23 protein-coding genes and 1 pseudogene are annotated in these 24,679 nt (G+C 69.7%); 7 read left to right on the top strand and 17 right to left on the bottom strand.

Annotation, left to right across the window (positions count from 1 at the left end):
* From C3E87_RS13355 to C3E87_RS13325, 7 genes and pseudogenes are all read right to left on the bottom strand, one after another.
* Positions 1-1,256 (bottom strand): annotated as a pseudogene (locus C3E87_RS13355) (S9 family peptidase); the annotation flags it as partial.
* 84 nt (positions 1,257-1,340) lie between these two features.
* A complete protein-coding gene (locus tag C3E87_RS13350; protein ID WP_076063752.1) occupies positions 1,341-2,570 on the bottom strand; it encodes a serpin family protein in 1,230 nt (409 codons plus the stop codon).
* Positions 2,567-3,790, bottom strand: coding sequence for a serpin family protein (locus tag C3E87_RS13345; protein WP_083665672.1), 1,224 nt, complete (start codon positions 3,788-3,790; stop codon positions 2,567-2,569). The genes C3E87_RS13350 and C3E87_RS13345 overlap by 4 nt, the downstream gene beginning before the upstream one ends.
* Positions 3,787-5,202 carry a serpin family protein gene (locus C3E87_RS13340; RefSeq protein WP_076063750.1) on the bottom strand — a complete coding sequence of 472 codons (1,416 nt, stop codon included), beginning with the start codon at positions 5,200-5,202 and terminating at the stop codon, positions 3,787-3,789. The genes C3E87_RS13345 and C3E87_RS13340 overlap by 4 nt, the downstream gene beginning before the upstream one ends.
* A gap of 1 nt (position 5,203) precedes the next feature.
* Positions 5,204-5,689, bottom strand: coding sequence for a SigE family RNA polymerase sigma factor (locus C3E87_RS13335; RefSeq protein ID WP_076063748.1), 486 nt, complete (start codon positions 5,687-5,689; stop codon positions 5,204-5,206).
* 294 nt (positions 5,690-5,983) lie between these two features.
* Positions 5,984-7,069 (bottom strand): hypothetical protein, encoded by a 1,086-nt coding sequence (locus tag C3E87_RS13330; protein WP_076063746.1) that lies wholly within the window; start codon positions 7,067-7,069, stop codon positions 5,984-5,986.
* A gap of 1 nt (position 7,070) precedes the next feature.
* Positions 7,071-7,631 carry a SigE family RNA polymerase sigma factor gene (locus C3E87_RS13325; RefSeq protein WP_198928319.1) on the bottom strand — a complete coding sequence of 187 codons (561 nt, stop codon included), beginning with the start codon at positions 7,629-7,631 and terminating at the stop codon, positions 7,071-7,073.
* Positions 7,632-7,931: 300 nt separating this feature from the next.
* On the opposite strand from C3E87_RS13325, the gene C3E87_RS13320 reads away from it, so the two are divergent.
* Positions 7,932-8,981 carry a biotin/lipoate A/B protein ligase family protein gene (locus C3E87_RS13320; RefSeq protein WP_076063763.1) on the top strand — a complete coding sequence of 350 codons (1,050 nt, stop codon included), beginning with the start codon at positions 7,932-7,934 and terminating at the stop codon, positions 8,979-8,981.
* On the opposite strand, the gene C3E87_RS13315 is transcribed toward C3E87_RS13320, so the two are convergent.
* From C3E87_RS13315 to C3E87_RS13305, 3 genes are all read right to left on the bottom strand, one after another.
* The gene (locus C3E87_RS13315) at positions 8,947-9,900 is read right to left on the bottom strand and encodes a COX15/CtaA family protein (protein WP_076063741.1); all 954 of its coding nucleotides are present in this window, start codon (positions 9,898-9,900) and stop codon (positions 8,947-8,949) included. The genes C3E87_RS13320 and C3E87_RS13315 overlap by 35 nt on opposite strands.
* 70 nt (positions 9,901-9,970) lie before the next feature.
* Positions 9,971-11,716: a hypothetical protein gene (locus C3E87_RS13310; RefSeq protein WP_076063739.1), complete on the bottom strand. Its 1,746-nt coding sequence runs from the start codon at positions 11,714-11,716 to the stop codon at positions 9,971-9,973.
* Positions 11,713-12,228, bottom strand: coding sequence for a SigE family RNA polymerase sigma factor (locus C3E87_RS13305; RefSeq protein WP_198928318.1), 516 nt, complete (start codon positions 12,226-12,228; stop codon positions 11,713-11,715). The genes C3E87_RS13310 and C3E87_RS13305 overlap by 4 nt, the downstream gene beginning before the upstream one ends.
* Before the next feature lie 381 nt (positions 12,229-12,609).
* Here C3E87_RS13305 and C3E87_RS13300 point away from each other — a divergent pair, with 381 nt between their 5' ends.
* From C3E87_RS13300 to C3E87_RS13290, 3 genes are all read left to right on the top strand, one after another.
* Positions 12,610-12,873, top strand: a complete 264-nt coding sequence (locus C3E87_RS13300) for a type II toxin-antitoxin system Phd/YefM family antitoxin (protein WP_182762593.1) — start codon at positions 12,610-12,612, stop codon at positions 12,871-12,873.
* Positions 12,870-13,133: a type II toxin-antitoxin system RelE/ParE family toxin gene (locus C3E87_RS13295; RefSeq protein WP_076063734.1), complete on the top strand. Its 264-nt coding sequence runs from the start codon at positions 12,870-12,872 to the stop codon at positions 13,131-13,133. The genes C3E87_RS13300 and C3E87_RS13295 overlap by 4 nt, the downstream gene beginning before the upstream one ends.
* Positions 13,134-13,417: 284 nt before the next feature.
* Positions 13,418-13,768: a VOC family protein gene (locus tag C3E87_RS13290; protein WP_076063732.1), complete on the top strand. Its 351-nt coding sequence runs from the start codon at positions 13,418-13,420 to the stop codon at positions 13,766-13,768.
* 90 nt (positions 13,769-13,858) lie between these two features.
* Here the strand turns inward: C3E87_RS13290 and C3E87_RS13285 are convergent, their stop codons facing one another.
* Complete coding sequence (locus C3E87_RS13285) at positions 13,859-14,809, bottom strand: nuclease-related domain-containing protein (RefSeq protein ID WP_198928317.1); 951 nt, start codon at positions 14,807-14,809, stop codon at positions 13,859-13,861.
* A gap of 136 nt (positions 14,810-14,945) precedes the next feature.
* Between C3E87_RS13285 and C3E87_RS13280 the strand changes: the two genes are divergently transcribed.
* Positions 14,946-16,523, top strand: a complete 1,578-nt coding sequence (locus C3E87_RS13280; protein WP_076063729.1) for a sulfite oxidase — start codon at positions 14,946-14,948, stop codon at positions 16,521-16,523.
* Positions 16,524-16,625: 102 nt separating this feature from the next.
* On the top strand, positions 16,626-17,150 hold the full coding sequence (locus C3E87_RS13275) for a GyrI-like domain-containing protein (protein ID WP_076063726.1): 525 nt from the start codon (positions 16,626-16,628) through the stop codon (positions 17,148-17,150).
* Here the strand turns inward: C3E87_RS13275 and C3E87_RS13270 are convergent.
* Complete coding sequence (locus tag C3E87_RS13270; RefSeq protein ID WP_076063724.1) at positions 17,131-17,835, bottom strand: hypothetical protein; 705 nt, start codon at positions 17,833-17,835, stop codon at positions 17,131-17,133. The genes C3E87_RS13275 and C3E87_RS13270 overlap by 20 nt on opposite strands.
* 157 nt (positions 17,836-17,992) lie before the next feature.
* Between C3E87_RS13270 and C3E87_RS13265 the strand changes: the two genes are divergently transcribed.
* A complete protein-coding gene (locus C3E87_RS13265; RefSeq protein ID WP_076063722.1) occupies positions 17,993-18,604 on the top strand; it encodes a protealysin inhibitor emfourin in 612 nt (203 codons plus the stop codon).
* A gap of 25 nt (positions 18,605-18,629) precedes the next feature.
* Here C3E87_RS13265 and C3E87_RS13260 read toward each other — a convergent pair whose 3' ends face one another.
* The 5 genes from C3E87_RS13260 to C3E87_RS13240 form a co-directional block, all read right to left on the bottom strand.
* Positions 18,630-19,064, bottom strand: coding sequence for an RbsD/FucU family protein (locus tag C3E87_RS13260; RefSeq protein WP_076063720.1), 435 nt, complete (start codon positions 19,062-19,064; stop codon positions 18,630-18,632).
* A gap of 19 nt (positions 19,065-19,083) precedes the next feature.
* Positions 19,084-20,070: a LacI family DNA-binding transcriptional regulator gene (locus tag C3E87_RS13255; protein WP_076063718.1), complete on the bottom strand. Its 987-nt coding sequence runs from the start codon at positions 20,068-20,070 to the stop codon at positions 19,084-19,086.
* Positions 20,067-21,479 carry a rhamnulokinase family protein gene (locus tag C3E87_RS15005; protein ID WP_076063716.1) on the bottom strand — a complete coding sequence of 471 codons (1,413 nt, stop codon included), beginning with the start codon at positions 21,477-21,479 and terminating at the stop codon, positions 20,067-20,069. Before C3E87_RS15005 ends, C3E87_RS13255 begins: the two co-directional genes overlap by 4 nt.
* 75 nt (positions 21,480-21,554) lie before the next feature.
* Positions 21,555-23,324 carry an L-fucose isomerase gene (locus C3E87_RS13245; protein WP_076063714.1) on the bottom strand — a complete coding sequence of 590 codons (1,770 nt, stop codon included), beginning with the start codon at positions 23,322-23,324 and terminating at the stop codon, positions 21,555-21,557.
* A gap of 196 nt (positions 23,325-23,520) precedes the next feature.
* A complete protein-coding gene (locus C3E87_RS13240; RefSeq protein ID WP_238974204.1) occupies positions 23,521-24,600 on the bottom strand; it encodes an ABC transporter substrate-binding protein in 1,080 nt (359 codons plus the stop codon).
* Positions 24,601-24,679 lie beyond the last annotated feature (79 nt).

Genomic DNA, 24,679 nt, shown 5'->3' with positions numbered 1-24,679 from the left:
GGGTGGGGGCCCTTCGGCCTGCCCGGCTCCTCCGTCGCAGGGGCAGCCTCGGCGACCGGCAGCGGGACGTGGAAGGAGGCGGTGGGGGTGGCGATGGTGCTGAGGCCCACGAAGGCCTCGTCGCGCAGCGGGGAGGAGTCGAGGGCCACCAGGGCGCCGGCCGGGAGGTCGACGGGACGCGGATCTGAGCCGTCGAGGTTGCGGTACTCGACGCGGTGCTGGGCGTCGTCGAGGTAGGCCAAGAGCATGCCGTCGCCCGCCGCTTCGACGGCGCTGAGCGTCGCGTCGGATTCCGGGACGACCTCGGTCAGTTCACCGCCGGCCAGGTTCAGGCGGATGACCCGGCCCAGCGGGGCGTCGAGGTCGGTGTGGAGGTAGAGGTGGCCGCCGTCGGTGCGGATGAAGGTGTACTCGGCGTCGGCGGTGTCGAGGAGCTTGACGGGCTCGCCGAGGGTGGAGCGGCCGTGCGCCGTGGTGATCGGGTAGACCCACAGGCGGTTGACGTTCTCCGTGCCGCGGAAGATGCTCACGACGAGCCAGTTGTCGTCGTGGCTGACCTCGCCGCTGGCCATGGTGTGCGGCTCATCGGGGAAGGTCAGCAGCAGCTCGTCGTCGCCGCAGGGGCGGTGGATCATGAGGCGGGCCACCCCGAGGCCGGCCGTCGCGGTGCCGCGGGCGTCGTCGGCCTCGTCGAACGTGGTGTACAGGAACGAGCTGTTGTCCGGCAGCCACGCGGGGCCGGAGAACTTCGCGGTGACCTCGCCGTCGAGGTCCTCGCCGGTGCGGAGGTCGCGGGTGCGGATGTGCTGCCAGTCCGAGCCGCCGTCGCTGCGGGCGTAGGCCATCAGCGAGCCGTCGCGGGCGACGGTGAAGGTGGACAGCGAGGACGTGCCGTCGTCGCTCCACGTGTTGGGGTCCAGGACGACCTCTCCCCCGCCGACCAGCTCCTCGAGCGTGGGCGCGGTGTACCAGAGGTCTTGCGCGCTGGTGCCGTCGTTGCGGCTGACGAACCAGCGGCCGCCGCGCTTCAGCGGCACGCCCGCCCGGGGTCGCGCGACGATGCGGCCCATCAGCTCCGTGAACCAGCCGCGGGCGGGGAGGTGCTGGAGTTGGGCCTCAGTGAAGTCTCGTTGCGCCGCCACCCACTCCTGCACCTCCGGGTTGTCGGCGTCCTCGAGCCAGCGGTACGGATCAGGGACGGGGGTGCCATGGAGGATGTCGACGGTGTCGTCGCGGCGGGTGTGGGGGTAGGTCATGGAACCAGCCTATGGGGCGTGTTCCAGGAGGGGCAGGGCCGGTGTCGTCCTCCGCTCCGCGTGCTTCGACCAGCCGCCGGCGGCTCAGCCTGCGGCGGCCGGGTCGGCGATGCTGGCCAGGAACAACGGCCAGCCGGTGCGGGTGTCGAGCACGCGGAACACGTAGGGGCGGTCCACCACGAACTCGTCGTCGAGCATCGGGGCGCTCTCCGCCACCCCCAGCTCGGTGACCGCCGCGCCCACGGTGCCCTTCGCGCTGACCTGGAGGATCACCTGCTGCACCCACTGCTCGCCGTAACCGCCGGGGAAGATGCCGCTGAGGTCGCTGAGGTCGATCTCGGGAAGGGCCTCCATGAGGTCCGTCTTGGATTTCAGGTCGAACGACGGCATGACCACCATCACCTGCTGCTCCTGGGCGTCGTTGAGGGCGGCGGTGGCGGCCTCGAGGTCCTCCGCGGCGAGTTCCTCCGGGCCCGTCCCCTCGTCCGGGAGCACGACGTCGGCGGCGAGGCTGTCGTCGTAGGGCAGCCGCACGGCGGTCCAACCGGCGCCCTCGGCGAGGCGGGCCGTCACGATGCCGCTCACGCCGTCGACCTGACCCGCGCCGGCCGGGCCGGTGAACGGGACCTTGCGCTCCTGCTCGAACGGCGTGCGCCACGCGGCGGCGAACAGGACCGCGTCCTGCAGCACGGCGACCGTGTTGGGCTTGACCTTGACGCCCGACTTCTCGATGAGGCCGGCCGTATGGAGGTTGACCCACTCGTCGAGGCTGGCCTGCGCCTCCGCGCGCGGGGACTGCGCCGCGGCCGCGTCGTAGAACTCGGCCAGGCGGTCGAGGAAGGGCTGCTCCACCGTCGCGTCGACTGCGAGGACGCGGCTGGCCTGATGGACGACGGGGGTTTCCGGCGGGTCGTTGACGTCCACCTCGTCGGGGAGGGAGTCGTACGGGGCCAGCGCCTGCCGGAGGGCGCCGAACGCCTTGGCGCGCTCGTCGCCGGTGAGGCCCAGGATGCGGTCGAAGCTCTGCAGCGTGACGGTCTGCGCGCCCTCGGCGGCCTGGGCCATGGACATGCTGAGGGAGCTCGGGGAGGTGAGGCGGTTGTCGCCTTCGGTGTTCTGGATGACGCGCCAGGCGACCTCCTGGGAGACGCGGGCCGCCTCGTCGACGTTGGGGGTGGTGTCGTAGGGAAGGTCGAGGACGCCTGCGGCGCCTTTGACCTCCGTCGCGATGGGTTCGGCGGTGGGTTGGGAGCAGGCGGTGAGGGCGAGGGCCGTGATGAGGAGCGCTGCCCGGCTCAGCCAGCGGATGTTCATGATTCCTCGCTCGGGTCGGAGATGGCCGCCAGGAACAGGGGCCAGCCGGTGCGGGTGTCCAGCACGCGGAAGACGTACGGGCGGTCCACCGTGAACGTGCGCACCTCTACCGACGATCCGGCGCTCGTCGCGATCGCCATCTCGGTCACGGCGGCGCCGACGGTGCCCTTGGCTGTCACGATCAGCTTGGCCTGCTGCACCCACTGGGCCGCGAAGCCGTCCTCGACGATGCCGCCGAGGTCGCTGAGGTCGATGTCGGGAAGAGCCTCCAGGAGGTCGGTCTTGGCCGTCAGGTCGAAGGCCGGCATGGTGACGTCCACCGGCTCCGGTTCAGCCTGCGCCAGCACGAACCGCGCCTCGGCGAGCTCACGCTCGGTCAGCTCCAAGGGGTCGACGCCGGGGCGGGGCAGAATCACGTCGGCCGCCAGGGCGTCGTCGTACGGGAGCCGCACGGCCGTCCAGCGCTCACCCCCGGCGAAGCGGACGGAGAAGGTGCCCGCGAGCCCGTCCACGGGCTTCGGTCCGTCGGGGGTGTCGAACGGGATGGTGGGCTCGCCCGTGAACTCCTGCGCCCAGGCCGCGGCGAACAGGAGCGCGTCCTGGAGGACGGCCACGGTGGAGCCGTCGGGCGTCACAGCGGACTGCGGGATCAGGCCGGCGGTGTGCTTCGTGACCCAGGCGTCCAGATTGGGTTTGGCGTCGGCGAGGGTCACCTGCTCGGCGGGGGCGTCGTAGAACTCGGAGAGGCGGTCGAGGAACGGCTGCTGGAGCTCGGAGTCGACGGCCAGCACCCGGCTGGCCTGGTGCACGACGGGGGTCTCGGGCGGGTCGTCGGCATCCACCTTGGTGGGGAGGTCGTCGTATGGGGTCAGCGACTGGCGGAGGGCGCCGAAGGCGCGGGCCCGGTGGTCGCCGGTGAGGCCGAGGACGTCGTCGATGCTCTCGAGCGACCGGCCCCTGGCGCCCTCGGCGGCCTGGACCAGCGACATGCTCAGCGACGACGGCGAGACCACCCGGTTGAGGCCCTCGCCGTTCTGGACGGCGAGCCAGCCGAGCTCCTCAGAGGCGTCGGCCGCCTCGTCGACGGAGGGCGTTGACTCGTAGGGCAGGTCGAGGACGGCGACGACGCCCTTCGCCTCGCCTGCGTCGATCGCCGGAGCGGGTTGGGCGCAGGCGGTGAGGGCGAGGGCCGTGATGAGGCTCAGCCAGCGGATGTTCATGATTCCTCGCTCGGGTCTGAGACTGCGGCCACGAACAGCGGCCAGCCGGTGCGGGTGTCGGAGACGCGGAAGACGTACGGGCGGTCGACGATGAACTCGCGCTCCGCGGAGCCCCCGCTGCTCGTGAAGACGGCCATCTCGGTCAGCGCCGCGCCGACCGTGCCCTGGGCCGTGACGATCAGCTTGGTCTGCTGCACCCATTGCCCCGCGAAGCCGCCGTCGAAGATGCCGTTGAGGTTGGACAGGTCCAGCTGGGGCAGCGCGTTCAGGAGGTCGGTCTTGGCGGTCAGGTCGAAGGTGGGCATGGTCACGTTGATGGGCGCGGGCTCGGCGGCATCCAGGGCCCCGCGGGCGGCCTCGAGCTCCTCGACGGTGAGGCTTTCGGGGGCCACCCCCGCCGTCGGGAGGATGACGTCGGCGGCGAGGTTGTCGTCGTACGGGAGCCGCACGGCCGTCCAGCGCTCCCCCTCGGCGTAGGCGACCGGCAGGACGTCCGAGACCCCCTCCACCGTCTTGGGCCCCGCCGGGGTGGTGAAACTGATGGGCTGCTCGTAGCGGAACTCGTCGCGCCAGGCGGCTGCGAACAGCAGGGCATCCTGCAGGACGGCCACGAAATCGGGTTTCGGCTCGATCGCGGACTGCTCGATGAGGCCGGCGGTGTGCTTGGTGGCCCAGGCGTCGAGGTTGGCCTTGGCGTCGTCGAAGGTGGTGGACTCGGCCTGGGCGTCGTAGAAGAGGGCGATGCGCTCGAGGAACGGCTGCTTCAGCTCTGAATCGATGGCCAGCACCCGGCTGGCCTGATGCACAACGGGGGTCTCGGGCGGGTCGTCGGCGTCGACGCTTGCGGGGAGGGAGTCATAGGGCAGCAGCTGCTCCCGGAGGGCGGCGAACGAGGCGGCCCGAGAGTCGCCGGTGAGGCCGAGGGTGTCGTCGATGCTGGCCAGCGATGCCCCCTCGGCTCCCTCGGCCGCCTGCACCAGCGACATGGACAGGGATGAGGGCGACACGACGCGGTTGGGGCCATCGGCTGCCTGGATGACGTCCCAGCCCAGTTCCAGGGAGCGCGTGGCGGCGAACTCCGGGGAGACCGTGACGGACCCCTCGCCGGAGGCGGCCTGGGGCGTCCCCTCTGCTTCCGGGGCTGCCTCTTCGACGGGGGGGTGGGTGGATTCGGCGACCTCGGCCACCGCGTCGGTCACCGGCGCGGAGGCGGGCTCGGCCACGGGCCCGGCGCCGTTGCCCAGGTTCAGCACCAGCGGCAGGATCAGCGTCCCGGCCAGCGCGAGGGCACCGGCGGCGACCAGCCCACGGGTGCGCCGACGGCGGCGGAGCGCCCCCCGGAGCAGGCCTGCGGGAACTGTGGGATGGGGGGCGGCGCGGTTGAGTGCGTCCCTGATGTCGTCGTCGTTCATCTCAAGCCTCCTGGGGCGTGAGGTGCGTCGACTCCCGGAGGGCGGCGCACGCTCGATGGGCGTACTTCTTCACCGCGCCCTGGCTGATGCCCAGCGCCTCGGCCACCTCCGCGATGGGCCGGTCCTCGACGTAGCGCATGGTCACCACCGCCCGCTGCATGCGGGGAAGGGTGGCCAGGGCGCGCAGCACGTCGAGCCGGAGCTCGGCGGTGGCGTCCGCGGCGGGTTGGTCGTCGTCGGGGACCTCGCTGGGGATCTCGGATCGCCAACTGAGCCGTCGCCACCAGGAGATGTACGTGCGGTACATGGTGGTGCGGAGATAGGCCTCGAACTTGTGGTCGTTGGCCAGGGTGTCGTAGGCACCCAACGACTTCGCCAACGCGGTTTGGAGGAGGTCTTCCGCGTGCTGGGAGTCGCCGGTGAGCACCCACGCGGCGCGGAGGAGGTCGCCACCACGTCGGGCGATGAACGCTTCGATGCCCTGCATGGCCACCTCCTCACCCTAACGACGCGGTGGGGGTCGCGGGAGGTTGTCACGGAGAAGCGGTCGGTTGGGATGGAGCGGGGCGGGTGGGTGATGCGGCGCCTCGGGTTGGGCAGGGCTGGGCTGGGCTGGGCAGAGTGAAGTTGTGCAGCAAGTCCGCCGCACAACTCAACAACGCCCGGCTGGGGGCGGCGCTCCCGGGCTGGGCAGAGTGAAGTTGTGCAGCAAGTCCGCTGCACAACTTCACTCAGCCCCCACCCTCGACGGCGGGCCGGGCGTCGACGGCGCCCCGGCGGCTCACCCGGCGAAGAGCGCGTCGAGCTCGGCCGCGAACTCCTCCGAGGGGGTCCAGCGCATCAGGCTGTCGTCGCCGCGGAACTCGTAGCCGTCGCCGCGCTGCTCGAGCCGCAGCTCGTCGCCCCACACGTTGCGCAGCACCAGGGTGCGCTGCCCGGCGTCGTCGCTGCCTGCGGCCTCGGTAGGGACGGAGTTGGCCAGGGCCTCCGCCCCGATCTGAGCAGCCACGGATTCACGCAACTCCACGTTCTTCGTCGGCTCGCCGGCCTCCAAGGCGCAGGCGTACCCGCCCACCACCTCGTCCAGCTCGACCGGGAACAGCGCCTGGTTGAACGTCACTGGGCACGCCTGCACCGGCGCGTACTCGCCCACGGGGCGTCCGAGCTGCACGCGCTGCGCCAACCAGCGGGCCTCGATCTCGTCGCGGAAGAACGCCTCGCTCCCCTGCAGCTGGTTCTCGCCGTCGGTCAGTTCAGTGGAGTCCTGGATGTCGCCGGTGAAGGAGGCCTTGCGGCCGTCGTCGTACTCGAAGATCACCGTGTAGAACTGCGCGGTCTCCGGGGCGTCAGCCTCGGTCAGCGGCGGCTGGGCGTAGAGGGCCTTTACGAGCCCATCGACGTCCACGACGAGCGGCTCCAGCGGGCCGACCGTGCCGTAATCGGATGTGCAGAGCCAGGCGCGGGCCGCACCGGTGTCGATGGTGCCGATGTTGATCCAGCTGCCCACCGGCTCGTCGACCTCGTTGTAGCAGACCTCGGCTCCGGGCTGGCCGTCGCGTCGGGTCGAGAGCGACACCTCCGGCGACGGCGCGGTCACGCTGGGCGCGGGCTGAGGCGTCTCCTCCGGCGAAGTGGTGGGCGCCGCTGAGCTCACCGTCGGCTCCGGGGAGGCCACCAGGTTCTCGGCCCCAAGCGACGACAGGTTGAGCGCCAGCGGGACCCCCAGCGCGATCACCACCCCGGCCGAGAGGCTGCCCGCAACCATTTGGCGGCTGCGGCGCTTGCGGCGGGCGGCGGCGGCCCAGCCGTTGGGGGCGGGCGCCTGGGGTACGGACTGCTTGAAGAGATCATGGAAGTCGTTGTTCATGTCACTCACCCCTTCCTGCGAGGTGCTTGGAGGCGCGCAGGGCGGCGCGGCCGCGGTACGAATGGGTCTTGACGGTGCCGGGTGAGATACCCAGGCGCTGGGCGATGTCGTCGGTGGCGAGGTCCTCGAAGTACTGCAGCACCAGCACGGCGCGCTGCATGCGGGGCAGTTCCTCGAGGGCGCGGACGAGGTCGAGGTTGACGCCGTGCGGTGTCTCGGGCGCGGCCGAATCCGCCACGAACTCGGCCGCCTTCTCGTTGCGCCAACTGAGCTTGCGCCACCACGACACGAACGTGCGGTAGATGGTGGTGCGGACGTAGGCCTCGAACTGGGCGTCGTTGTCGAAGTCGCCGTAGCGCGTGAAGGTCTTGGAAAGCGCGGTCTGGACGAGGTCTTCGGCGTGGTGGGAGTCGCCCGTCAGCAACCATGCGCCGCGCCAGAGGCCCCTGCCCCGCTGCGTCACGAACCCCTCGAAGCCGAGGGTCGCCTCGCTGACCTCGTCGTTCACAAGGCTCACCCTAACCGCGGCCGGAGCCGGGATGGCGAGTGTTTCGGCATGCACGGTGCCTCCTTGGTTGAGCGATATGTCACCCCCAACACGCGTCGAGGGTGCCGTTCGGTGCACAGGCCCGGCGACATGCCTGAGTCGGGGCGCCGCGGCCGCCCCCGCGTCGGCCCCGCCGTCGAACCTGCCCGGCAGAGTGAAGTTGTGCAGCGGACTTGGTGCACAACTTCGCTCAGCCCGCCGTCGCGACCGCCACCCCACCAGGCAAAGTGAAGTTGTGCAGCGGACTTGGTGCACAACTTCACCCAGCCCGCCGTCCCCCACGGGCCCCAACCCCGGGTGGGTAAGCTCATCGACATGCGTGGCGAATACAAGGTTCCTGGCGGCAAACTCGTGGCGGTCGACGTCGAACAGGAGGGCGACAGGCTCAGCCGCGTGGCCATCTCCGGCGACTTCTTCCTCGAACCCGACGGGGCCCTGGACGACATCAACGGCGCGCTGCTCGGCATGCCCACCACGTCGTCGGTGGTGGAGATGGCCGAAGCCATCACCGCGCGGCTGCACTCCGAGACGCAGATGATCGGCTTCACGCCGGAGGCCGTGGGCATCGCGGTGCGCCGCGCCCTCGGCCACGCCACCGACTGGTCAGACCACACGTTCGACGTCATCGGCCCCGTCTCCATGGACCCGCGGATGCACGTGGCGCTCGACGAGGTGCTCGCCGCGGAGCTCGCGAAGGGCGAGATCCGCCCCAGCCTCCGCATCTGGGACTGGGACCAGCCCCTCGTCGTGATCGGCTCGTTCCAGAGCTACAAGAACGAGATCGACGACGAGGGCCGCGCCCGGCACGGCATCAACGTGGTGCGGCGCATCACCGGTGGTGGCGCCATGTTCATGGAGCCCGGCAACTGCGTGACGTACTCGCTGGTGGTGCCGGTGTCGCTGGTGGAGGGCCTCAGCTTCGAGCGCTCCTACGAGTTCCTGGACCAGTGGGTGATGGGCGCGCTGAAGGAGCTGGGCGTCAACGCGCGCTACGTGCCGCTCAACGACATCGCCTCGGACAAGGGCAAGATCGCCGGCGCCGCCCAGCGACGGGTCACCGGCGGCGTCGTCGTGCACCACGTGACCATGGCCTACGACATCGACGCCGACAAGATGCTCGAAGTGCTGCGCATCGGGCGCGAAAAGATGTCCGACAAGGGCACGAAGTCGGCCAACAAGCGCGTCGACCCCCTGCGGTCGCAGACCCAGCTGCCCCGCGACGAGATCCTGGCGTCGTTCCTGAAGCACTTCGAGTCGCTCTACTCCACGCAGCGCCGCGACTACTCCGACGAGGAACTGGCGAAGGCGAAGCACCTCGTGGAGACGAAGTTCAGCTCCGAGGAGTGGACCAAGCGGATCCCGTGACGGCCTCCGGGACCGTGGGCTCAGGCGAACGTCGGGCGACGGATCCCGCCCGCCCGGTGACGTAGCCCAGCGCCCACACGATCCCCGACGCCAGCGCGGTGTACAGCACCGCGAGCGTGGCGTTGATGCCGTTGGTCTGGGTGAGCGCCAACCCCTGGGCGCGGATCAGCAGCCCCAGCGCCAACTCGAGGACGGTCAGCGCGGCCAGCACGACGGCGGGCATGCGCAGCCTGGGGCTGCGCGCGGCCTTCGCCACCGTCGCCGCGATCAGCACGAGCGCCGCGGCAGCCATCACGATGCGCGCCACCTGCAGCGCCGGGTACTTGTCGATGTCGAGCACCAGCCACAGCGGCCAGCTGATGCAGCGCGTGAACGAGCCCGTGCCCGCCGACGTCACGCCCGCCACGACGATGCCCAGCAGGTGCATGGAGATCAGCACGACGAGGGCGCCGAGGCCGAGGCGTCGCACCGACGGCGAGCCACCGTCGACCCGGGAAGTCACCGCCGCCGACGAAATGGTCATCATCGTCATCGCGACCATCGCGCCGCCCACGTCGATGAGGGCCAGGCCGAGCGGCAGGGTGAACAGGATGATCATCATCCCGAACACCGCCGAGCCGACGGCCAGGCCCAGCGCCACCCAAGGGAACAGCCGGACCCGCACGTCGGCGGAGTGGCGCCCGAGCCACCCCGCCCAGCCCGTGAACACCAGGGAAAGGAAGGCGATGAACCGGTGCACGAACTCGATGACGGGGTTGTTCAGCCACTCGAACTGCGGGAGGGGCGCCACCTGGTCGGCGTAGCAGACCGGCCACGCGGGGCAGGCCGAGCTCGAGTCGGTCGCGCACACCACCGAACCCAGCACGATGGTCGTGAAGAGCAGCGCTGCGGCCACCCTGAACACCGTCGTCGAACCCACCTCTTGGCCTCCTTGCCGTCGGACGCCGAAAGCCTATCCAGCGGTTCCCTGGCCGCCCGGGCGGGCCGGGCTAGAGGCCGAAAACGCGGTCCAGCTGGGCCTGCACGTCCGGCGACGGGGTCCACACGCGCGGGCCATCGGCGATCCAACCGAACGAGCCGTCCTCGCCGCGGAGCAGCGTCATGGGCTCGCCGTACTTGTTGACCCACACCAAGGTGCCCTCGCCGGCGGCCCAGTCGTCGGGCTGCGGGGCACTCTCGAACGTGGCGGAGATGGCCTTGACCAGCTCCTGCGGCAGGTCCACCGGCAGCGCGCCGTCGGGGCCGAGGCAGGCCACGATCTGGGTGGCGCCCTCCGCCTCGGGGCTGAAAGGGACCAGCGAATCGGCCCGCGGGCACAGCTCCTGCGCGCCGTAATACATCCCGGCGCCCTCATCCCCGGTCTGTTCGCGGAACAGGTCCACCAGCACGCCGACAAGGTCGCCGTCCTTCTGGACCGCGCCCGTCGCCGGGCCGCAGCCGTCCGCCCGCACCGCCGCCACGTCGCCCTCCATCCCGGCGTACACCACGTACACCTCGGGCCGGGTGCCGTCGGACGGGAGGGCGCAGACCCCCTCGAGCACCGGGAGGCCGTTGAACGCCTCCACCGCGCGCTCCACGAACGCCGGCTCGTACAGGCCTCCGGGCGCGATCAGCCGGGGCCCACCCTCGGGGCTCTCGAAGCAGAAGTAGACGCCGGTGATGTCGCCCTCGATGACCGCAGGGGTTTCGGCGGCGGTGTTGCGCGCCGCGGTGCAGTCCGGCCGCTCCGGCACGTACGGCTGCTGGGTGACGGGGTTCCCGAGCTGGCCGACGAGGGCGTCGAGCTCTGCCGCGAGGTCGCCCTTCGGGCGCCAGACCTGGTTGGGGCCCACCACGTAGCTTCCGCTGGCGAAGCGGGTCAGCGTGACGGACTCGCCCCACGCGTTGGCGAGCACCAGCCGTGCGGTGGGCTCCCATTCGCCCAGGGCGCCGTCGACGGCGTTGGCGGCCACGTCGTCCTTGACGCGCTGGAGCACGTCCGTCGGCAGCTCGACGCCCTCGCTCTTGGTGCCGGTGCCGTCGTCGGGCCGGCACAGGGCGCCCTGCGTGGCACCGTCGACCGTGGCCGGCAGGATGGCACCGATGGACGAGCAGACCTGCTCCGACGAGAGGCTGGACGTGGGCGCGGAGCCCTCGGCGCGCTGCGCCTGCCACAGGCCCGCGAGCGTGTCGAGGAACGCGTCACCGCCGGAGCGGTTGCCGACGCTGCGGCAGCCGTGCAGCTCGCCACGCACGGGCGTCATGGTGCCGTCGGCCGCCTCGGCGACCACGACGTAGGTGAGCGTGTACTCCATCGTGCAGGCCTGGTTCGGGTCGGCCTTCGGGAGCTCCCGGAATGCGGCCAGGGCCTCATCGACCCCCTGCGTCAGCGGGTCCTGCGGCCCGGTGCGGGAGAAGCCGATCTCACCCGGCTCGTCGCACAGCCACAGCCGGACGGCCTCCTCCGGAAACTCGTTGGCTGTGGACTGGTCCGCCCCGGAACACGCGGCCTCGCGGTCCTCGGCTGCAGTCGCCACCGGCTCGGTGCCGACGGGCGCAGGCACCGCGGTGTCGTTGGACTTGTTCACCAACTGCAACGCGAACGGGCTCACGACGGCGAGCGCGGCCACCATGGCCAGCGTGCCGACGGTCACCCGACGGCGACCCGCGCGACGGCGGGCATCCTCGGACCAGGCACCGTCGCCCGGGCGGGGCAGGTCGCGCTTGAACATCTCGGACAGCTGGTCGTCGCTCATGACCGTTCCTCCTCGGACAGGTGAAGCGAAGCGCGCAGAGCCGCGCGCCCCTGGGAGGTGTGTGCCTTGACGGTGCCCTCGGCGATGTCGAGCAGCTCCGCGACCTCGGTGACCGTGCGGTCCTCCAGGAACCGCAGCACCATCACCGCGCGCTGCATCTTCGGCAGCGCGGCCAAGGCCCGGACGACGTCCATGCTGACCGCCTGGTCTGCGCTGGCGGTCGGGCTGTCGGGCAGGTCGTCCGACGCCAGCTCGGCGTTCCACTTCCGCCGCCACCACGACACATAGGTGCGGTAGATGGTGGTGCGGACGTAGGCCTCGAACTTGGCGTCGTTGGCCAGCACGGTGTAGCGGCCGTAGGTGCGCCCGAGGGCGGTCTGGACCAGGTCGTCGGCCTTGTCGCGGTCGCCAGTGAGCAGCCACGCGGCCCGCCAGAGATCAGCGCGGCGGGCGCGGACGAACGAGTCGAAACCCACTGCCGTCTCGTCGACGGTGGGCTGGGCTTCGAACACGAGTACCTCCATACCTGTTACGACGCGTTGGCCCAAGTATGGGGTTTAGTCGCTGGGGCCGGCGATGGAAAACCTCCAACTATGTAGATGCACGGGCATCCATATTTGAGGAGGCCCGCACGCCTACATAGCTGGAGCCTTGACGCTCTGAGGGTCTGGCCTTTCATCGGGGCGTCGCAGGGGAACTCACAGGGTTCATGACCTTCGAAAGCGGCGTATCGCGTGGACTCCGCCCTTCGCGCGTCGTACCACCGCAGGCCCGGCTTGTTCATGCCCATGCCAAGTCGAGAACGTCCACAACTGCCGAGAGTCTCGTTCGTTCTGGGGACTGGAGCCGCTGAGTTGTACGATTCGGCTGTTCCAGCGGCTATCCTGGGTGTCATGACTGAGATGACTGTGAGCGACGCCCGGGCCCGCCTCGCCGATGTCGTGGACGCGGCCCGGGTCGGGCACGACCCGGTCTATCTGACCCGTCGCGGGCAGCGGGTGGCCGCGGTCATCGACGCCGACGACCTGGATCGGCTCATCGCGGCCGCGGAAGACCTGGCCGACCTCGAGGCCGCCCGTGCGGCACGTACCGAGATGGTCGATGGCGAGTCGGCGATCCCCTGGGAGCAGGTCAAGGCAGACCTCGGCCTGGCATGAGCTACCGGATCGAGGTCGCGCCCGCTGCGGTTCGACAGCTACGCAAGTTGGACAGGGGCGCCCAGCGGCGGGTCCAGGCGGCGATCGAACTGCTTGCCAGCGGACCGCGCCCTAGCGGTGCCAAGAAGCTGGTTGGCGGTGACGGTGAGTGGCGTGTCCGGACCGGTGACTATCGGATCGTCTACGAGATCCATGACAACGTGCTGCTCGTCCTCGTCGTTGCCATCGGCCACCGCCGCGACATCTACGAACGCCGGTAACCAACTCGCGCGGTCGACGCTTGGCTTCTGGAGCAGGTTGCTCCAGCCTATGACAGGCTGCGGGCAGACCCGGATGGTGCGCTGTCTGTAGGCGAGGTCCGTGCGCGGCTCGTGTCCCTGCGCGGCCAGTGACCTACACGGTCCGGTTCGCGCCGGAGGCGGCAGATCAACTCGAGGTGCTGTACCGGAAGATTGCTTCGTCAGCGTCGCCGCCGGTTGCTGCCGATGAGCACCCCCTGGCCCGGCTCTCGTAACAGTCTCCCAGTAGTGGCACACTCGCAAACATGAGGGTAGTGCGCATCATTCCGGACGTGCTGGTCAAGGACATCACCGCAGCCGACGACTTCTACGGCGACTACCTGGGTCTGCGTCGCGAAGACCTGGGCCTGGATTGGGTGACCCGCTACGTTGCTCCCTCGGGCGCCAACCTACAGTTGCTCACTCGAGACGGCGCTGCGTCCGATGCCCCAGCCATCTCGATCGCCGTTGACGATGTCGATGAGGCCTACGCCGAAGCCGTTCGTCGCGGGTACGAGATCGTTCACCCGCTCACAACCGAGCCGTGGGGCGTCCGCCGCTTCTTGGTACGAACACAAGACGGTCATGTCGTGAACATCCTGCGTCACCGCGAGTAGGCACGGATCTGCAGCGGTGCGCGAGGGAGACCTCTGCGGCTTGCCTGGCACCCCGGCACGACCGCCCGCACCGCCGCCGTCGGCGAGTGCTCACTCACCTGGTGGTGCCTGCTTCTGGCGCGGGAAGGCTTCGTGGAGTTGCCACTGGAGGTCCGCGATCTGCGCTTCGTCCAGCGGTCCGCGTTCGGTCAGTAGCGACTTGAGCTTCTTGGGCCACATCACTGCCACTTCGTTGACGGTGAACGCGCCGCCGAGCAGCGGCCAGTCCGCGTCAACGAAACACAGCACACCCCGCACTGGTACTTCTGGCCGCTCGGCCAGGGCCGCGCGGACCAGGTCTACCTGCTTCTGCATCCCCGTCACCAGCGCTGTCCGGTCTCGCCCCCCGACGGTCAACGACTCGGTCCGTGGCCTCAGCAAGCCTCCCTCGACTCGTAGCGCTGGCCGGGCGTTGCGGTAGCGCTTGGCGTCCACCACGAACACCCCGCTGGGGCACACGACCAGATGATCGATGTTCGCCCTGGTCCGGGGAATGCGGCGATCGTGCAGCACACGCAGCGAGTCCGCAGCCATGGACGCCAGCATGCCACCGAGCATCCGCTCGCCCTCAGCGCCCACCGACCAGGCCCGCGTCGACTGAGGGTCGTCGAAGACCGCCAGCAGGAACCGCCCCATACGCGGGTGGTTGCCCAATACCCGCTCGGCCCGGGCCGCATGGCGCCGCTGGTACTCGGCAGCCGCAGATGCGCCGCCCTGCCCATCAACCACCCCCAACGAGGGCACCTTCTCCACGTCAGGCCCTGGACGAACCGCAGCAGCTGCGACGGCTGCGATGGTCTCGTCGACAAGCACTCCCGGAGCAGTGGGATCTGTTTGGCGCAGTGGAGCCTGGGGTGGGCACGTCACGCAGGCCACCGTCTTGGTAGACCGGTCGTAGTCCGCGGTCGTGCCCGCACTCAATGCCGAGCCGCAGCTTGAGCAGGTGCCCGCATAGCGCAGCCGCATCCGCTTGACGTCCACCCGGGCCGCATCCTCAACCATGAGGAACAAAGTAGTGGTCCATCGACGGCGAATGTCGACGACGTCTCCGCTCGGCCACCAAACCACGGGACCCCGAAAGCGGCTAAGACGCCGATCAAGACAACCCCGATTACGCGGCGCCTCGTAAACTCGTGATGTGAACGGCCTCCCAACAGGCACCCCCGGCGGGGCGCCCACGCCGACCCTTCGGGACTCGGCAATCGCGGGCGCCGCGGCCACCGCCGTCGCGCTCGGCACCTCCGAACTCGTGGGCGCGCTCCTGCCCGGCGGCCGGTCGCTGGTGGAGGCCGTGGGCGACACCGTGATCGATCTCGTCCCGGGCTGGCTGGAACGATCGGCCATCGCGATCCTCGGCACTGCGGACAAGCCCGTTCTCATCGTCGGGATTCTGGCCGTTTCCCTCCTCGTGGGTGCAGGGCTGGGATGGGTGGCCCGTCGAAGCCTGCCGTTGGCCTCTGCCGGGCTGACAGTCTTCGCCCTGGTGGGCGTCGTCGCTGCCATCGGGGACGAGCGCTCCACCGCCTGGGCCGTCATGGCGGCGGGCCTGGCCGGCGCGGCCAGCGGGATCATCGCCCTAGTGATCCTCACCCGCGCCGCGTCAGCGCGGTCTGCCGCCCTGCCGGGCCCCGTCGGCCGCGGAGAGGCACGGCCCGGACGCCGAGCGTTCCTGCAGGCGGTCGGAATCGCGGTGGCCATCGCCGGTACCGCAGCAGCGGCCGGCCGGTGGCTCACGTCGTCGCGCCGCGTAGAGGAGATCCGCGCGCTGCTGCGGCTGCCCGTACCGGCGACGCCCGCTCCGCCGGCCCCACCTGATGCGGACCTGGCGCTCCCCGGGCTGACTCCGCTGTACATCGCCAACGACGACTTCTACAGGATCGACACCGCCCTCTCCATTCCCCAGGTCGATCCGGAGCAATGGTCGCTGGAGGTCCGCGGCCTGGTGGATCGCCCGTTCACCCTGACCTACGACGATCTGTTGGCGATGCCGCACGTCGAAACCGACATCGCGCTGACCTGCGTCTCCAACGAGGTGGGCGGAGGCTTGGTCGGAAACGCCCGGTGGCAGGGCGTGCCCCTCCGGGCCCTGCTGGAGCGCGCCGGGGTGCAGGACGGCGCCACCCAACTGCTGAGCAGATCGGTGGACGGGTTCACCGCAGGCTTCCCCACCGAGACCGCGATGGAGGGTGGCGCGCTGGTGGCCCTGGGGATGAACGGCGAGCCGCTCCCGGCCCTCCACGGCTTCCCGGCCCGCCTCGTGGTGCCCGGCCTCTACGGGTACGTCTCGGCCACCAAGTGGCTGTCCGTCATCGAACTGACCACCTTCGAGGCCGAGGCCGGGTACTGGATCCCCCGCGGATGGGCGCGCGAGGGTCCCATCAAGACGCAGTCCCGGGTCGACGTCCCCCGCCCGGGGTCCAGCGTGGCTGCGGGGCGCCAGCCGATCGCGGGCGTGGCATGGGCACCAACGCGCGGCATCGAGATGGTGGAGGTCAGCATCGACGGCGGCCCGTGGAAGGAGGCGCGCCTCGCCGCGAGCCTCAGCGTCGACACGTGGCGCCAGTGGGTCTACGAATGGGACGCGACGCCCGGGTCCCACACCATCGCGGTGCGGGCCAGCGACGGGTTGGGGGACACGCAGACCGACGTGCGCACACCGGTCGCGCCCGACGGTGCATCGGGGCACCACACCATCGAGGTGAGGGTGGAGCAGTGAGCGTGGGTAGAAGCCTGTTCACGCGCAATCCGCGCGGGTAAAGTTGCTGGCCACGCGGGCCGACGCCGTCTCGTCGGCTCGAATCCCAATGAGGGGAAGATCATGACTGAAGCCCACCCGGCCCCGTACTACACGGGCCCTGCCCGCACCGATGTGGAGTTCCTGGAGGTGGCGGAGATCCCCACCGTGGTGCAGAAGTTCACCGACTATCCGCTGTCCGCCATGTCCCAGGCGATGGACGGCGCCGTGTCCGCGCTGTTCCCCGCGCTGGAGGCTCAGGGGCTCCAGCCGGTCGGCCCGGTGTTCACCCTCTACGAGCAGATGCCCGGAGTGAATGCGACCTTCGAGGTGGGGGTGCCGGTCGACCGCCCCCTGACCACCGCTGTCACAACCCCATCCGGGGCCTCGCTCCACGGCTCGGTCCTTCCGGGCGGCAACATCGCGACGGTCTCGCACGTCGGCTCCTACAGCCGGCTGGGCGAGGCCTGGGGCGTCTTCCTCGAGAAGGTCGAGTCTGCCCACAGGAAGGCAGGGCTTCCCTTCTGGGAGATCTACCTGACCGAGCCCACCCCCGAGGCTGACCCGGAGTCGATGCGCACGGAACTCGTCATCGTGCTGGCCGACTGACGCCATGGATTCGGGCGCGCAGCTCATGCTCGTCCACCGACACCACATGGAGGGTGAAGGCGCGGCCGTCTTCGAGCTCGACGCTCACCCCGTCCCCGGCGGGCCGCCAGTGTCCTGGGACTTCGACGGGGCCATCACCGGGGGCGTCGTCCACGGCGACGAAGGAGCCGCTGCCGTCCACCGCGAATCCCGCCACCGAGCGTGACAGCGGAGCCTCCTCCCGTGGGACGTAGACACCGACCCCGTCGTCGTCGGTGCGGATGGGGCCACGCCAGTCGCGGAACAGGCCCGCTGGGACGTCGGCGGGCCCGACGGGGTGGAAGAACGCGTGACCGAAGGTAGTAGACCGGACGGCGTGGAAGGGGTAGGTGACCGTGGCGTCGTCAACCTCGCCGGCCACCTCGCGGAAGTACACATCCACCGTGCCGCCGCGGATCCCCAGGGTGTGCAGCTGAATCTCCGCAATGGCGACACCGGCTCCGTGACCGCGTGGGCCCAGCGCGACAACCGTCACCACCTCCGTGTCCCAGTCGACCGGGTGCTCCATGGGCGGCTCACCATCGAAGAACTCAACGAAGGCAGCGTGGTCACGCAGCACCGTCGAAACGGGGTCGCGGGGGCCGTCGTCGGCCTGGGCCAGGGTGGTGAAATCTAGAGACTCGGTGTCCGGAGTGGGGATGGGCATGGCGGGTCCTCCTTCTCCCTTGGCGAGGGTGTTCCCACCCTAACCGGGAGCATGCGCACATGAGGCAGATGCGAACCCTCTTCCTTTGCCGGGGGCCGGTGGCTTAGGCTCGCTTGACCGCCTGGAAGCGTCAACCCCGCCCAGCTAGGAGCGCACCATGACCGCCGCTGATCACCCCGCCGTCGTCGCACTGTCTGCCGCCATCGAGAATGCCGCCAACCTCCTGCGGATCCCCACGGAGGGCGTCGCGCTGGAGGGCATGGAGGCGCGGGACTGGCCCGATTCGTGCCTGGGCCTCGCCGAAGACGACGACGCGTGCGCGGACGTGGTCACGCCGGGCTACCTCATCCGGTTGGGCGACGGTTTCACCTACCACGCCGATCAGCAGGGCAATGTGCGCCGGGCCCGAGGGGACAACCCGCGTCCCGACACCGAGATCAGGCTGCGCTATTCGGTCTCCGGCGGTATCGCCGGCCGATCCACCTCCTACGAGACCGACAGCTACCAGCTGACCAAGGCTGAGGATGATGAGCTCCGCCACCTCATCACAGAGGCGGACTTCTTCACCATCCCCAACTCCCTGCCTGACTCACCGGTCGCGGATGGCATCACGGCGCGCCTCTGGATCGCGGTCGGCAGGCGCTCCCACGAGGTGGTCCGGGGCGACGGCATCGACGCGGAGGACACCGAGGCCTTCCACGCGCTGGTGGCGTGGGTGGATGCGCGGACGCCTCCGTTGTTCCCGGAGGTCTCCGGCAACCTGGCCTGACATCGCTCTCCGCGTCAACCAGCGACTACTGGCGAACACCGATCGTCAGCAGCAGGTTCGCGTAGATGCGCTGCTCGCCCGAGGCGATCACGATGCCGACGTCGTCCTTCTTCGCCTCGTCGTAGAAGTCCCAACGGGAGATCTCCACGAACTCGACGCCGGGCAGGGCCGCCTTGTACTCGTCGTGGGCGTCGATCTTGTCGGGGCGCAGCTCCGGCGGGGCGTCGGCGGCGGGCACCATGATGCCGGCCTGCTCAATGGGGACGGCCTGCTTCAGCACGTCCAGGATCTGCGAGACGTTGAGCAGCCCGGGCGCGAGGTTGAGGTAGATGCGGCGGGCGCGCGGGTTGGCGCCCGTCTCGTGGGGGTAGTTGCCGTCGGTGATGAGGATCTTGCTGCCGTGACCGGCGCGGCCGAGCGCGTTCAGCAGCTCGGGGTGGATCATGGGGCCGTTGAGCATGGGGCTTCCTTTCGGGTGGTTACGTGCTGTCGCGGACGATCAGCGTGGGCGTGATCAACGACGACTCCGCAGGCTCGCCGTTCAACAACAGGTTCAACGCCTTCACGGCCTGCTCCCCCATCGTGAAGAAGTCCTGCCGCACGGTGGTGAGGCCGGGCAGGAACCACTCGGAACCCGGCACGTCGTCGTAGCCGACGACCCGCACGTCGCCGGGCACCCGGCGGCCAGCCAGCTGCAGCGCCGACATCGTGCCGAGCGCCAACTGGTCGTTGGCAGCGAAGATCGCGTCGACGTCCGGCGGCAGGTCCGGCACCAGGGCAGCCGCGGCGGAGGCGTCCCAGGAGTTGGCGAACAGCACGGTGGGCTCCAGGCCCGCCTTGCCCATGGCCAACTTGTAGCCCTCCAGGCGCTCCTGCGCGTCGATCCAGTCCTGCGGACCGGCCACGTGCAGGATCCGCTGCGCACCGCGGCTGATGAGGTGGTCCACAGCGGCCACCGCCCCCGCCCGGTGGTCCACAGCCACGCCGACGGCCGGCGACGGGAGGTCCTTCGTCTCGCCCACGCACACCGTCGGGAGGCGGCTGGCGATGGTGTCGATCCACGGCCGAGACTCCGCCCGCCCGCCGAGCACGATCACGCCGTCGGCGCTCACCGGCACCAGGTGGTGCAGCTCCCGATGGTCGATGTCCGGCGATCCGAACACGGAGGTGGACGTGTGCAACTCGAGGTTGGACAGCGCCTGGCAGATGGCGACGAACGACGTGGCGTGTCCGTGGAACAGCGGCACGGCGTCGATGATGTGCACGGAGCCGGTGCGCGCCGCCGACAGGGAGCGGGCGGCGAGGTTGGGCTGGTAGTTGAGCCGCTCGATGGCCTCCAGCACCCGCGCGCGGGTGGCCTCGGCCACCACGTCGACGCCCCGCACCACGCGGGAGGCGGTCTGGATGGAGACGCCGGAGGCTTCGGCGATGTCTCGCAGGTTGGCGCGTTGCTGCCCGGCCCTCATGACCGCGGCCCGAAGGTCTCGGTACGGGCGGTGCTGGCGATGACGTCGTTGCGGTTGGCCGGGTCCAGGTGGCCCATGATCTCCAACTGCGCCAGCAGCGAGCCGAGCACGGAGGCCTCCACTGGCCCCGCGATCACCGGCACCCCCAGCGCATCGGCGGTCAGTTGGCACAACAACCTGTTGCGCGACCCGCCCCCCACCAGGTTCAACTGCGTGGCGGGAGTTCCGGTGAGGGCGGCGAGGTCGGCGATGCCGCGGGCGTAGCGCGCCGCGAACGACTCCAACACCACCCGCGTGACCGCCCCCTCGTCGAGGTCGTCGACGGCGACGCCCTGGGCAGCGAGCGCCTCCAGCACCCGCCTCTCCATCCCGCCCTTCAGCACGAACTGCGGCTCGTCGGGGTTGATGGTGGCACCCAGCGACGGTGAGGCCTCGGCCCGCCGGATGAGCTCCACGATGTCGTGGGTGCGACCCTGCTGCTCCCAGTCTCGCTGGAGTTCCTGCAGGATCCACAGGCCGGTGATGTTGAACAGGGGGCGCAGGCCGTCGTCGGCGCGCGCCTCGTTGGTGAGGCCCAGCGCGCGGGCCTCGTCGGAGAGCAGCGGTTCGTCGCGCAGCACGCCCAGCACGGACCATGAGCCGCAGCTCAGGAAGTACGAGTCCTGGCTCACGTCGCGCTGCAGCGCGTGCACGGCGCAGGCGGTGTCGTGGGCACCGGCGCGCACCACGGTGAGCTGCTCGAGCCCCTCGACGATGCACCGGCCCACCACGTTGAGCTCGCTCGTCACGTCGCCCACCCACGAGCGCGGGATGCCCAGCGCCTCGAACACCTCGTCGGAGAACTCGTGGGCGCCTGGGCGGATCAGCGCCGACGACGACGCGTGGGAACGCGACCAGCCGCGGGCGCCGGACAGCAGATAGGTGAAGTAGTCAGGCAGCAGGAGGATCTGCGACGTCCTGGCCACCACCTCCGGCTCCTCCTGAAGGAGCGCGAACAGCTGGTTCGCGGTGTTGATGGTGGCCGGCGCGATACCGGTGGCGGCCCACAGGGCCTCGTCGGACAGGCGCTCACGGAAGGCCTCATGGGTGCGGATCGTGCGCTCGTCGCGGTACGCGCGGCCGGGAGTCAGCGCCGCGCCGTCGTCGCCGAGTGCCACGTAGTCGACTCCCCAGGTGTCGACGGAGACGCTCACCGCGTCGGGGAAGCGGGCGACGGCGTCGCGGAGCCCCTCGACCACCTCGCCCCAGATGACATCGAGATCCCAGGAGAGGTACCCGTCGCGCATCCGCGCCTCGTGGGGAAAGCGGCGGACTTCGACTTCCTCGATGCGGCCGTCGCGGAACGTGCCGGCGATCACTCGCCCGGTCGACGACCCGAGATCAACCGCAAGGGCGGTGACGGTGGACACTTCTCTCCTCCTGGATGGTGGTGCGCGTTCCCTGGGCCAGCCGCGCACGGCCGGCCCAGGGAACCAACAGCGCTACTAGTTGTACATCGGGCCGAACTGGGCGCAGGCGCGGAAGTCTGCTCCCTCGAGGTCAGCCGTGCCGAAGCCCAGCCAGTTCTTCGGGCGGAAGATCCGCTCGCGCTCCACGTTGTGCATGTTCACCGGGATGCGGAGCATCGACGCCAGCGTGATCAGCTGGTGGCCGATGTGACCGTACGAGATGGCGCCGTGGTTGGCGCCCCAGGCGTTCATGACCTCGTAGACGCTGGTGAAGGCACCCTCGCCCGTCAGGTTCGGCACGAACCAGGTGGTGGGCCACCCGGGATCCGTGCGCAGTTCGATGGTCTTGGCCACCTCGTCGGGCAGTTCGACGGTGTAGCCCTCGGCGATCTGCATGACCGGGCCGAGGCCGTCGACCCAGTTGATGCGCGTCATCGTGACGGGCACCTCACCGGCGGAGCGGAAGTGCGTCGAGAAGCCACCGCCGCGGAAGTAGCCGGTGTTGGCAGGATGGAACGTCGTCTCGTCGATCATCGCCTGGATGTCGTCGTCGCTGAGTTCCCACCAGGGCTTGATGCAGGGGTTGCCGTCGGCGTCCTTGGCGGCGAACGTGCCGTCGAGGGTGGTGGCGCCGGAGTTGCGCAGGTCGATGACACCCGCCGCTGCGCGACCCTCGGGACGGTGGCCCGTGACGCGCTCGATGGCGTCGGCGCTCCAGTAGGTGCGCACGTCGGAGAAGATCTGCGCCGTGTTGGTCAACAGGTAGTTGAACATCATCGACGCGCCGTTGAGGTTGTCGTTCTCCGTGGCCTGGATGAGGGGCTGCCTCTTGCCGTTCCAGTCGAACTGCGTGTTGAGCAGCGTCTCCATCAGGTCGCCGTTGGGCAGGTAGTCGGTCCACTGACGCTGGCCCTGGAAGCCGGAGACGAGCGCGCCGTGACCGACGGCCTCCTCCTCGAAGCCCATCTCGGCGAGCTTCGGGTTGCCGATCATCAGGTCACGGCCGATGAGCACCATCTTGGTGCTCCACTCCCACCACTTCTCGTGGTCCTCGGCGGAGCGCTGCCACTCCTCGGGGTTGAAGTCCTCACCCTGCTTGAGGTTCTCGCGCACCCACGTGTACGCAATCTCGTATTCGTCCTTGTCGTAGATGCCCAGGTTGATGCGACGCTCGATCTCGACCATGTCGATGTACTCGTTGCGCATGCCCAGCCAGTAGTTCCAGAACTCCTCCTTCACCACGCAGCCGGCGATGCCCATGGACACGCCACCGATGGAGAGGAACGACTGGCCGCGCATCAAGGCGACGGCGAGGCCGGCCTGTGCGTAGTCCAGCAGGCGCTGACGCACGTCGGCCGGGATGGACTCGTCGTCGGCGTCCTGCACCTCTTCGCCGTAGATACCGAAGGCGGGGATGCCCAGCTGTGCGTGGCCGGCCAGCGCGGCGGCCAGGTAGACGGCACCCGGACGCTCGGAGCCGTTGAAGCCCCAGATCGCGTGCGGCATGGTGCGGTCCATGTCGATGGTCTCGGAGCCGTAGCACCAGCACGGCGTGACCGAGAGGGTGAGGCCGACGTTCTCGGCCTTGAACTTCGCGGCGGCGGCCTGGGCCTCCGGCACGCGGCCGATCGTCGAGTCGGCGATGACCACCTGGACGGGGGTCCCGTCGGGGTACTTCAGCTCAGACTCGTAGAGTTCCTTGACGCGCAGCGCCATACCCATCGTCTGGTCCTCGAGCGCCTCGCGCACGCCGTTACGCCGGCCGTCGATGATGGGACGGATACCGATCTTCGGGTAGTTGGTCACGAATCACACCTTCTTTGTTCGTTACTAGTGGTTCAGGTTTCCGGCACGGTGTGCTCCGCGCAGGCGGCCGGGTGGCTGCGTCGGATGAAAAGGGGCCCCTGTCTGCGTGTCCCACGCGAGGCAGGCAAACGCGGACAGGCGCCCCTAGGGATTGTTCATGAGGTGGGGTGGGCCCGGGCGGGCCCACCCTCACGCATCACTCGTAGAGGTTGGCGGCGATCTCGGGATCCTCGATGTTCGAGGCGTCGTACCAGGCGAAGCCGGAGTCGATGACCTTCGGCAGCTCCTGTCCGTTGATGGCCTTGATGGCGGCGACGACGGTCTCGTAGCCCATCTTGACGGGGGCCTGGGTCACGGCGCCGGCCTGGTCGCCGGACTTGATGGCCTCGATCTGGGTCTTGCCGGAGTCGAAGCCCACGACGACGACGTCAGCGCCGGATTCCTTGGCGCCCTGGATGGCGCCGGTGGCGGCGGCCTCGTTGGTGCCGTAGATGCCCTTGAGCTCGGTGTTGGCCTGGATCATGGACTTGGCGGTGTTGGCGGCGAGGTCGACCGCGCCGGCAACCTGGGGCTCGAGAACGGTGACGTCAGGAGCGTTGTCCTTGATCCAGTTCTGGAAGCCGTCGCAACGCTGCTTGCCGGTGGCGGAGGTCTGGTCGTGGCAGATCAGGCCAACCTGGCCGGAGCCACCGATGAGTTCGACCATGTGCTCAGCGGCGTTCTCAGCGGCTGCGGTGTTGTCGGTCGAGACGGTGGTCAGCGGGATGTCGGAGTCGACACCGGAGTCGAAGGCGATGATCGGGATGTTCGCAGCCTCGATCTCGTTGAGGAGATCCGAAGCGGCACCCGAGTCGAGGGCGGCGAAGCCGATGGCGGCGGGCTTGGAGTCCAGGGCCGTCTTCAGCTGGTTGAGCTGCTCGGTGACCTGGGTCTCGTCCTGCGGGCCGACGAACTGAACCTTGTAGCCCAGCTCTTCGCCGGCCTGCTCAGCGCCTTCCTTCACGGCCTGCCAGAAGCGGTGCTGGAAGCCCTTGGAGACGAGGTAGATGGTCTGCGTGCCGTCGCCCTTGGGGACATCGCCGTCCGCAGGGGCTTCTTCAGAAGCGGATTCGGAGGGGGACTCTTCCTCAGCCGGGGCCGAGGTCTCTTCCGCGGGTGCCGAAGCGCTGGTCTCCTCTGCCGGGGCGGGAGCTTCGGTCTCGGTGGAGGTGGACGTGCCGCAGGCGGTGAGGCCCAGGCTGAGCACGGCTCCGAGAGCCAGTGCGGAGCGCAACATGCGCATAGCGGTTCCTTTCGGTTGTTGGGAGGACCGCCCTCCCGGTACAGGGGGTTGTTGTGCGTGAGTGGTGGACGGG

The sequence above is a fragment of the Tessaracoccus sp. ZS01 genome (genome assembly GCF_022342445.1).
Taxonomy (GTDB): domain Bacteria; phylum Actinomycetota; class Actinomycetes; order Propionibacteriales; family Propionibacteriaceae; genus Arachnia.
This window is presented reverse-complemented; position numbering and strand designations above follow the sequence as displayed.

Excerpts from the sequence above, each read along its gene's own strand:
- C3E87_RS13350 (WP_076063752.1), bottom strand. The coding sequence starts at position 2,570 with ATGAACATCCGCTGGCTGAGCCGGGCAGCGCTCCTCATCACGGCCCTC.
- C3E87_RS13345 (WP_083665672.1), bottom strand. The coding sequence starts at position 3,790 with ATGAACATCCGCTGGCTGAGCCTCATCACGGCCCTCGCCCTCACCGCC.
- C3E87_RS13340 (WP_076063750.1), bottom strand. The coding sequence starts at position 5,202 with ATGAACGACGACGACATCAGGGACGCACTCAACCGCGCCGCCCCCCAT.
- C3E87_RS13335 (WP_076063748.1), bottom strand. The coding sequence starts at position 5,689 with ATGCAGGGCATCGAAGCGTTCATCGCCCGACGTGGTGGCGACCTCCTC.
- C3E87_RS13330 (WP_076063746.1), bottom strand. The coding sequence starts at position 7,069 with ATGAACAACGACTTCCATGATCTCTTCAAGCAGTCCGTACCCCAGGCG.
- C3E87_RS13320 (WP_076063763.1), top strand. The coding sequence starts at position 7,932 with ATGCGTGGCGAATACAAGGTTCCTGGCGGCAAACTCGTGGCGGTCGAC.
- C3E87_RS13310 (WP_076063739.1), bottom strand. The coding sequence starts at position 11,716 with ATGAGCGACGACCAGCTGTCCGAGATGTTCAAGCGCGACCTGCCCCGC.
- C3E87_RS13300 (WP_182762593.1), top strand. The coding sequence starts at position 12,610 with ATGACTGAGATGACTGTGAGCGACGCCCGGGCCCGCCTCGCCGATGTC.
- C3E87_RS13295 (WP_076063734.1), top strand. The coding sequence starts at position 12,870 with ATGAGCTACCGGATCGAGGTCGCGCCCGCTGCGGTTCGACAGCTACGC.
- C3E87_RS13290 (WP_076063732.1), top strand. The coding sequence starts at position 13,418 with ATGAGGGTAGTGCGCATCATTCCGGACGTGCTGGTCAAGGACATCACC.
- C3E87_RS13285 (WP_198928317.1), bottom strand. The coding sequence starts at position 14,809 with ATGGTTGAGGATGCGGCCCGGGTGGACGTCAAGCGGATGCGGCTGCGC.
- C3E87_RS13275 (WP_076063726.1), top strand. The coding sequence starts at position 16,626 with ATGACTGAAGCCCACCCGGCCCCGTACTACACGGGCCCTGCCCGCACC.
- C3E87_RS13270 (WP_076063724.1), bottom strand. The coding sequence starts at position 17,835 with ATGCCCATCCCCACTCCGGACACCGAGTCTCTAGATTTCACCACCCTG.
- C3E87_RS13265 (WP_076063722.1), top strand. The coding sequence starts at position 17,993 with ATGACCGCCGCTGATCACCCCGCCGTCGTCGCACTGTCTGCCGCCATC.
- C3E87_RS13260 (WP_076063720.1), bottom strand. The coding sequence starts at position 19,064 with ATGCTCAACGGCCCCATGATCCACCCCGAGCTGCTGAACGCGCTCGGC.
- C3E87_RS13255 (WP_076063718.1), bottom strand. The coding sequence starts at position 20,070 with ATGAGGGCCGGGCAGCAACGCGCCAACCTGCGAGACATCGCCGAAGCC.
- C3E87_RS13240 (WP_238974204.1), bottom strand. The coding sequence starts at position 24,600 with ATGTTGCGCTCCGCACTGGCTCTCGGAGCCGTGCTCAGCCTGGGCCTC.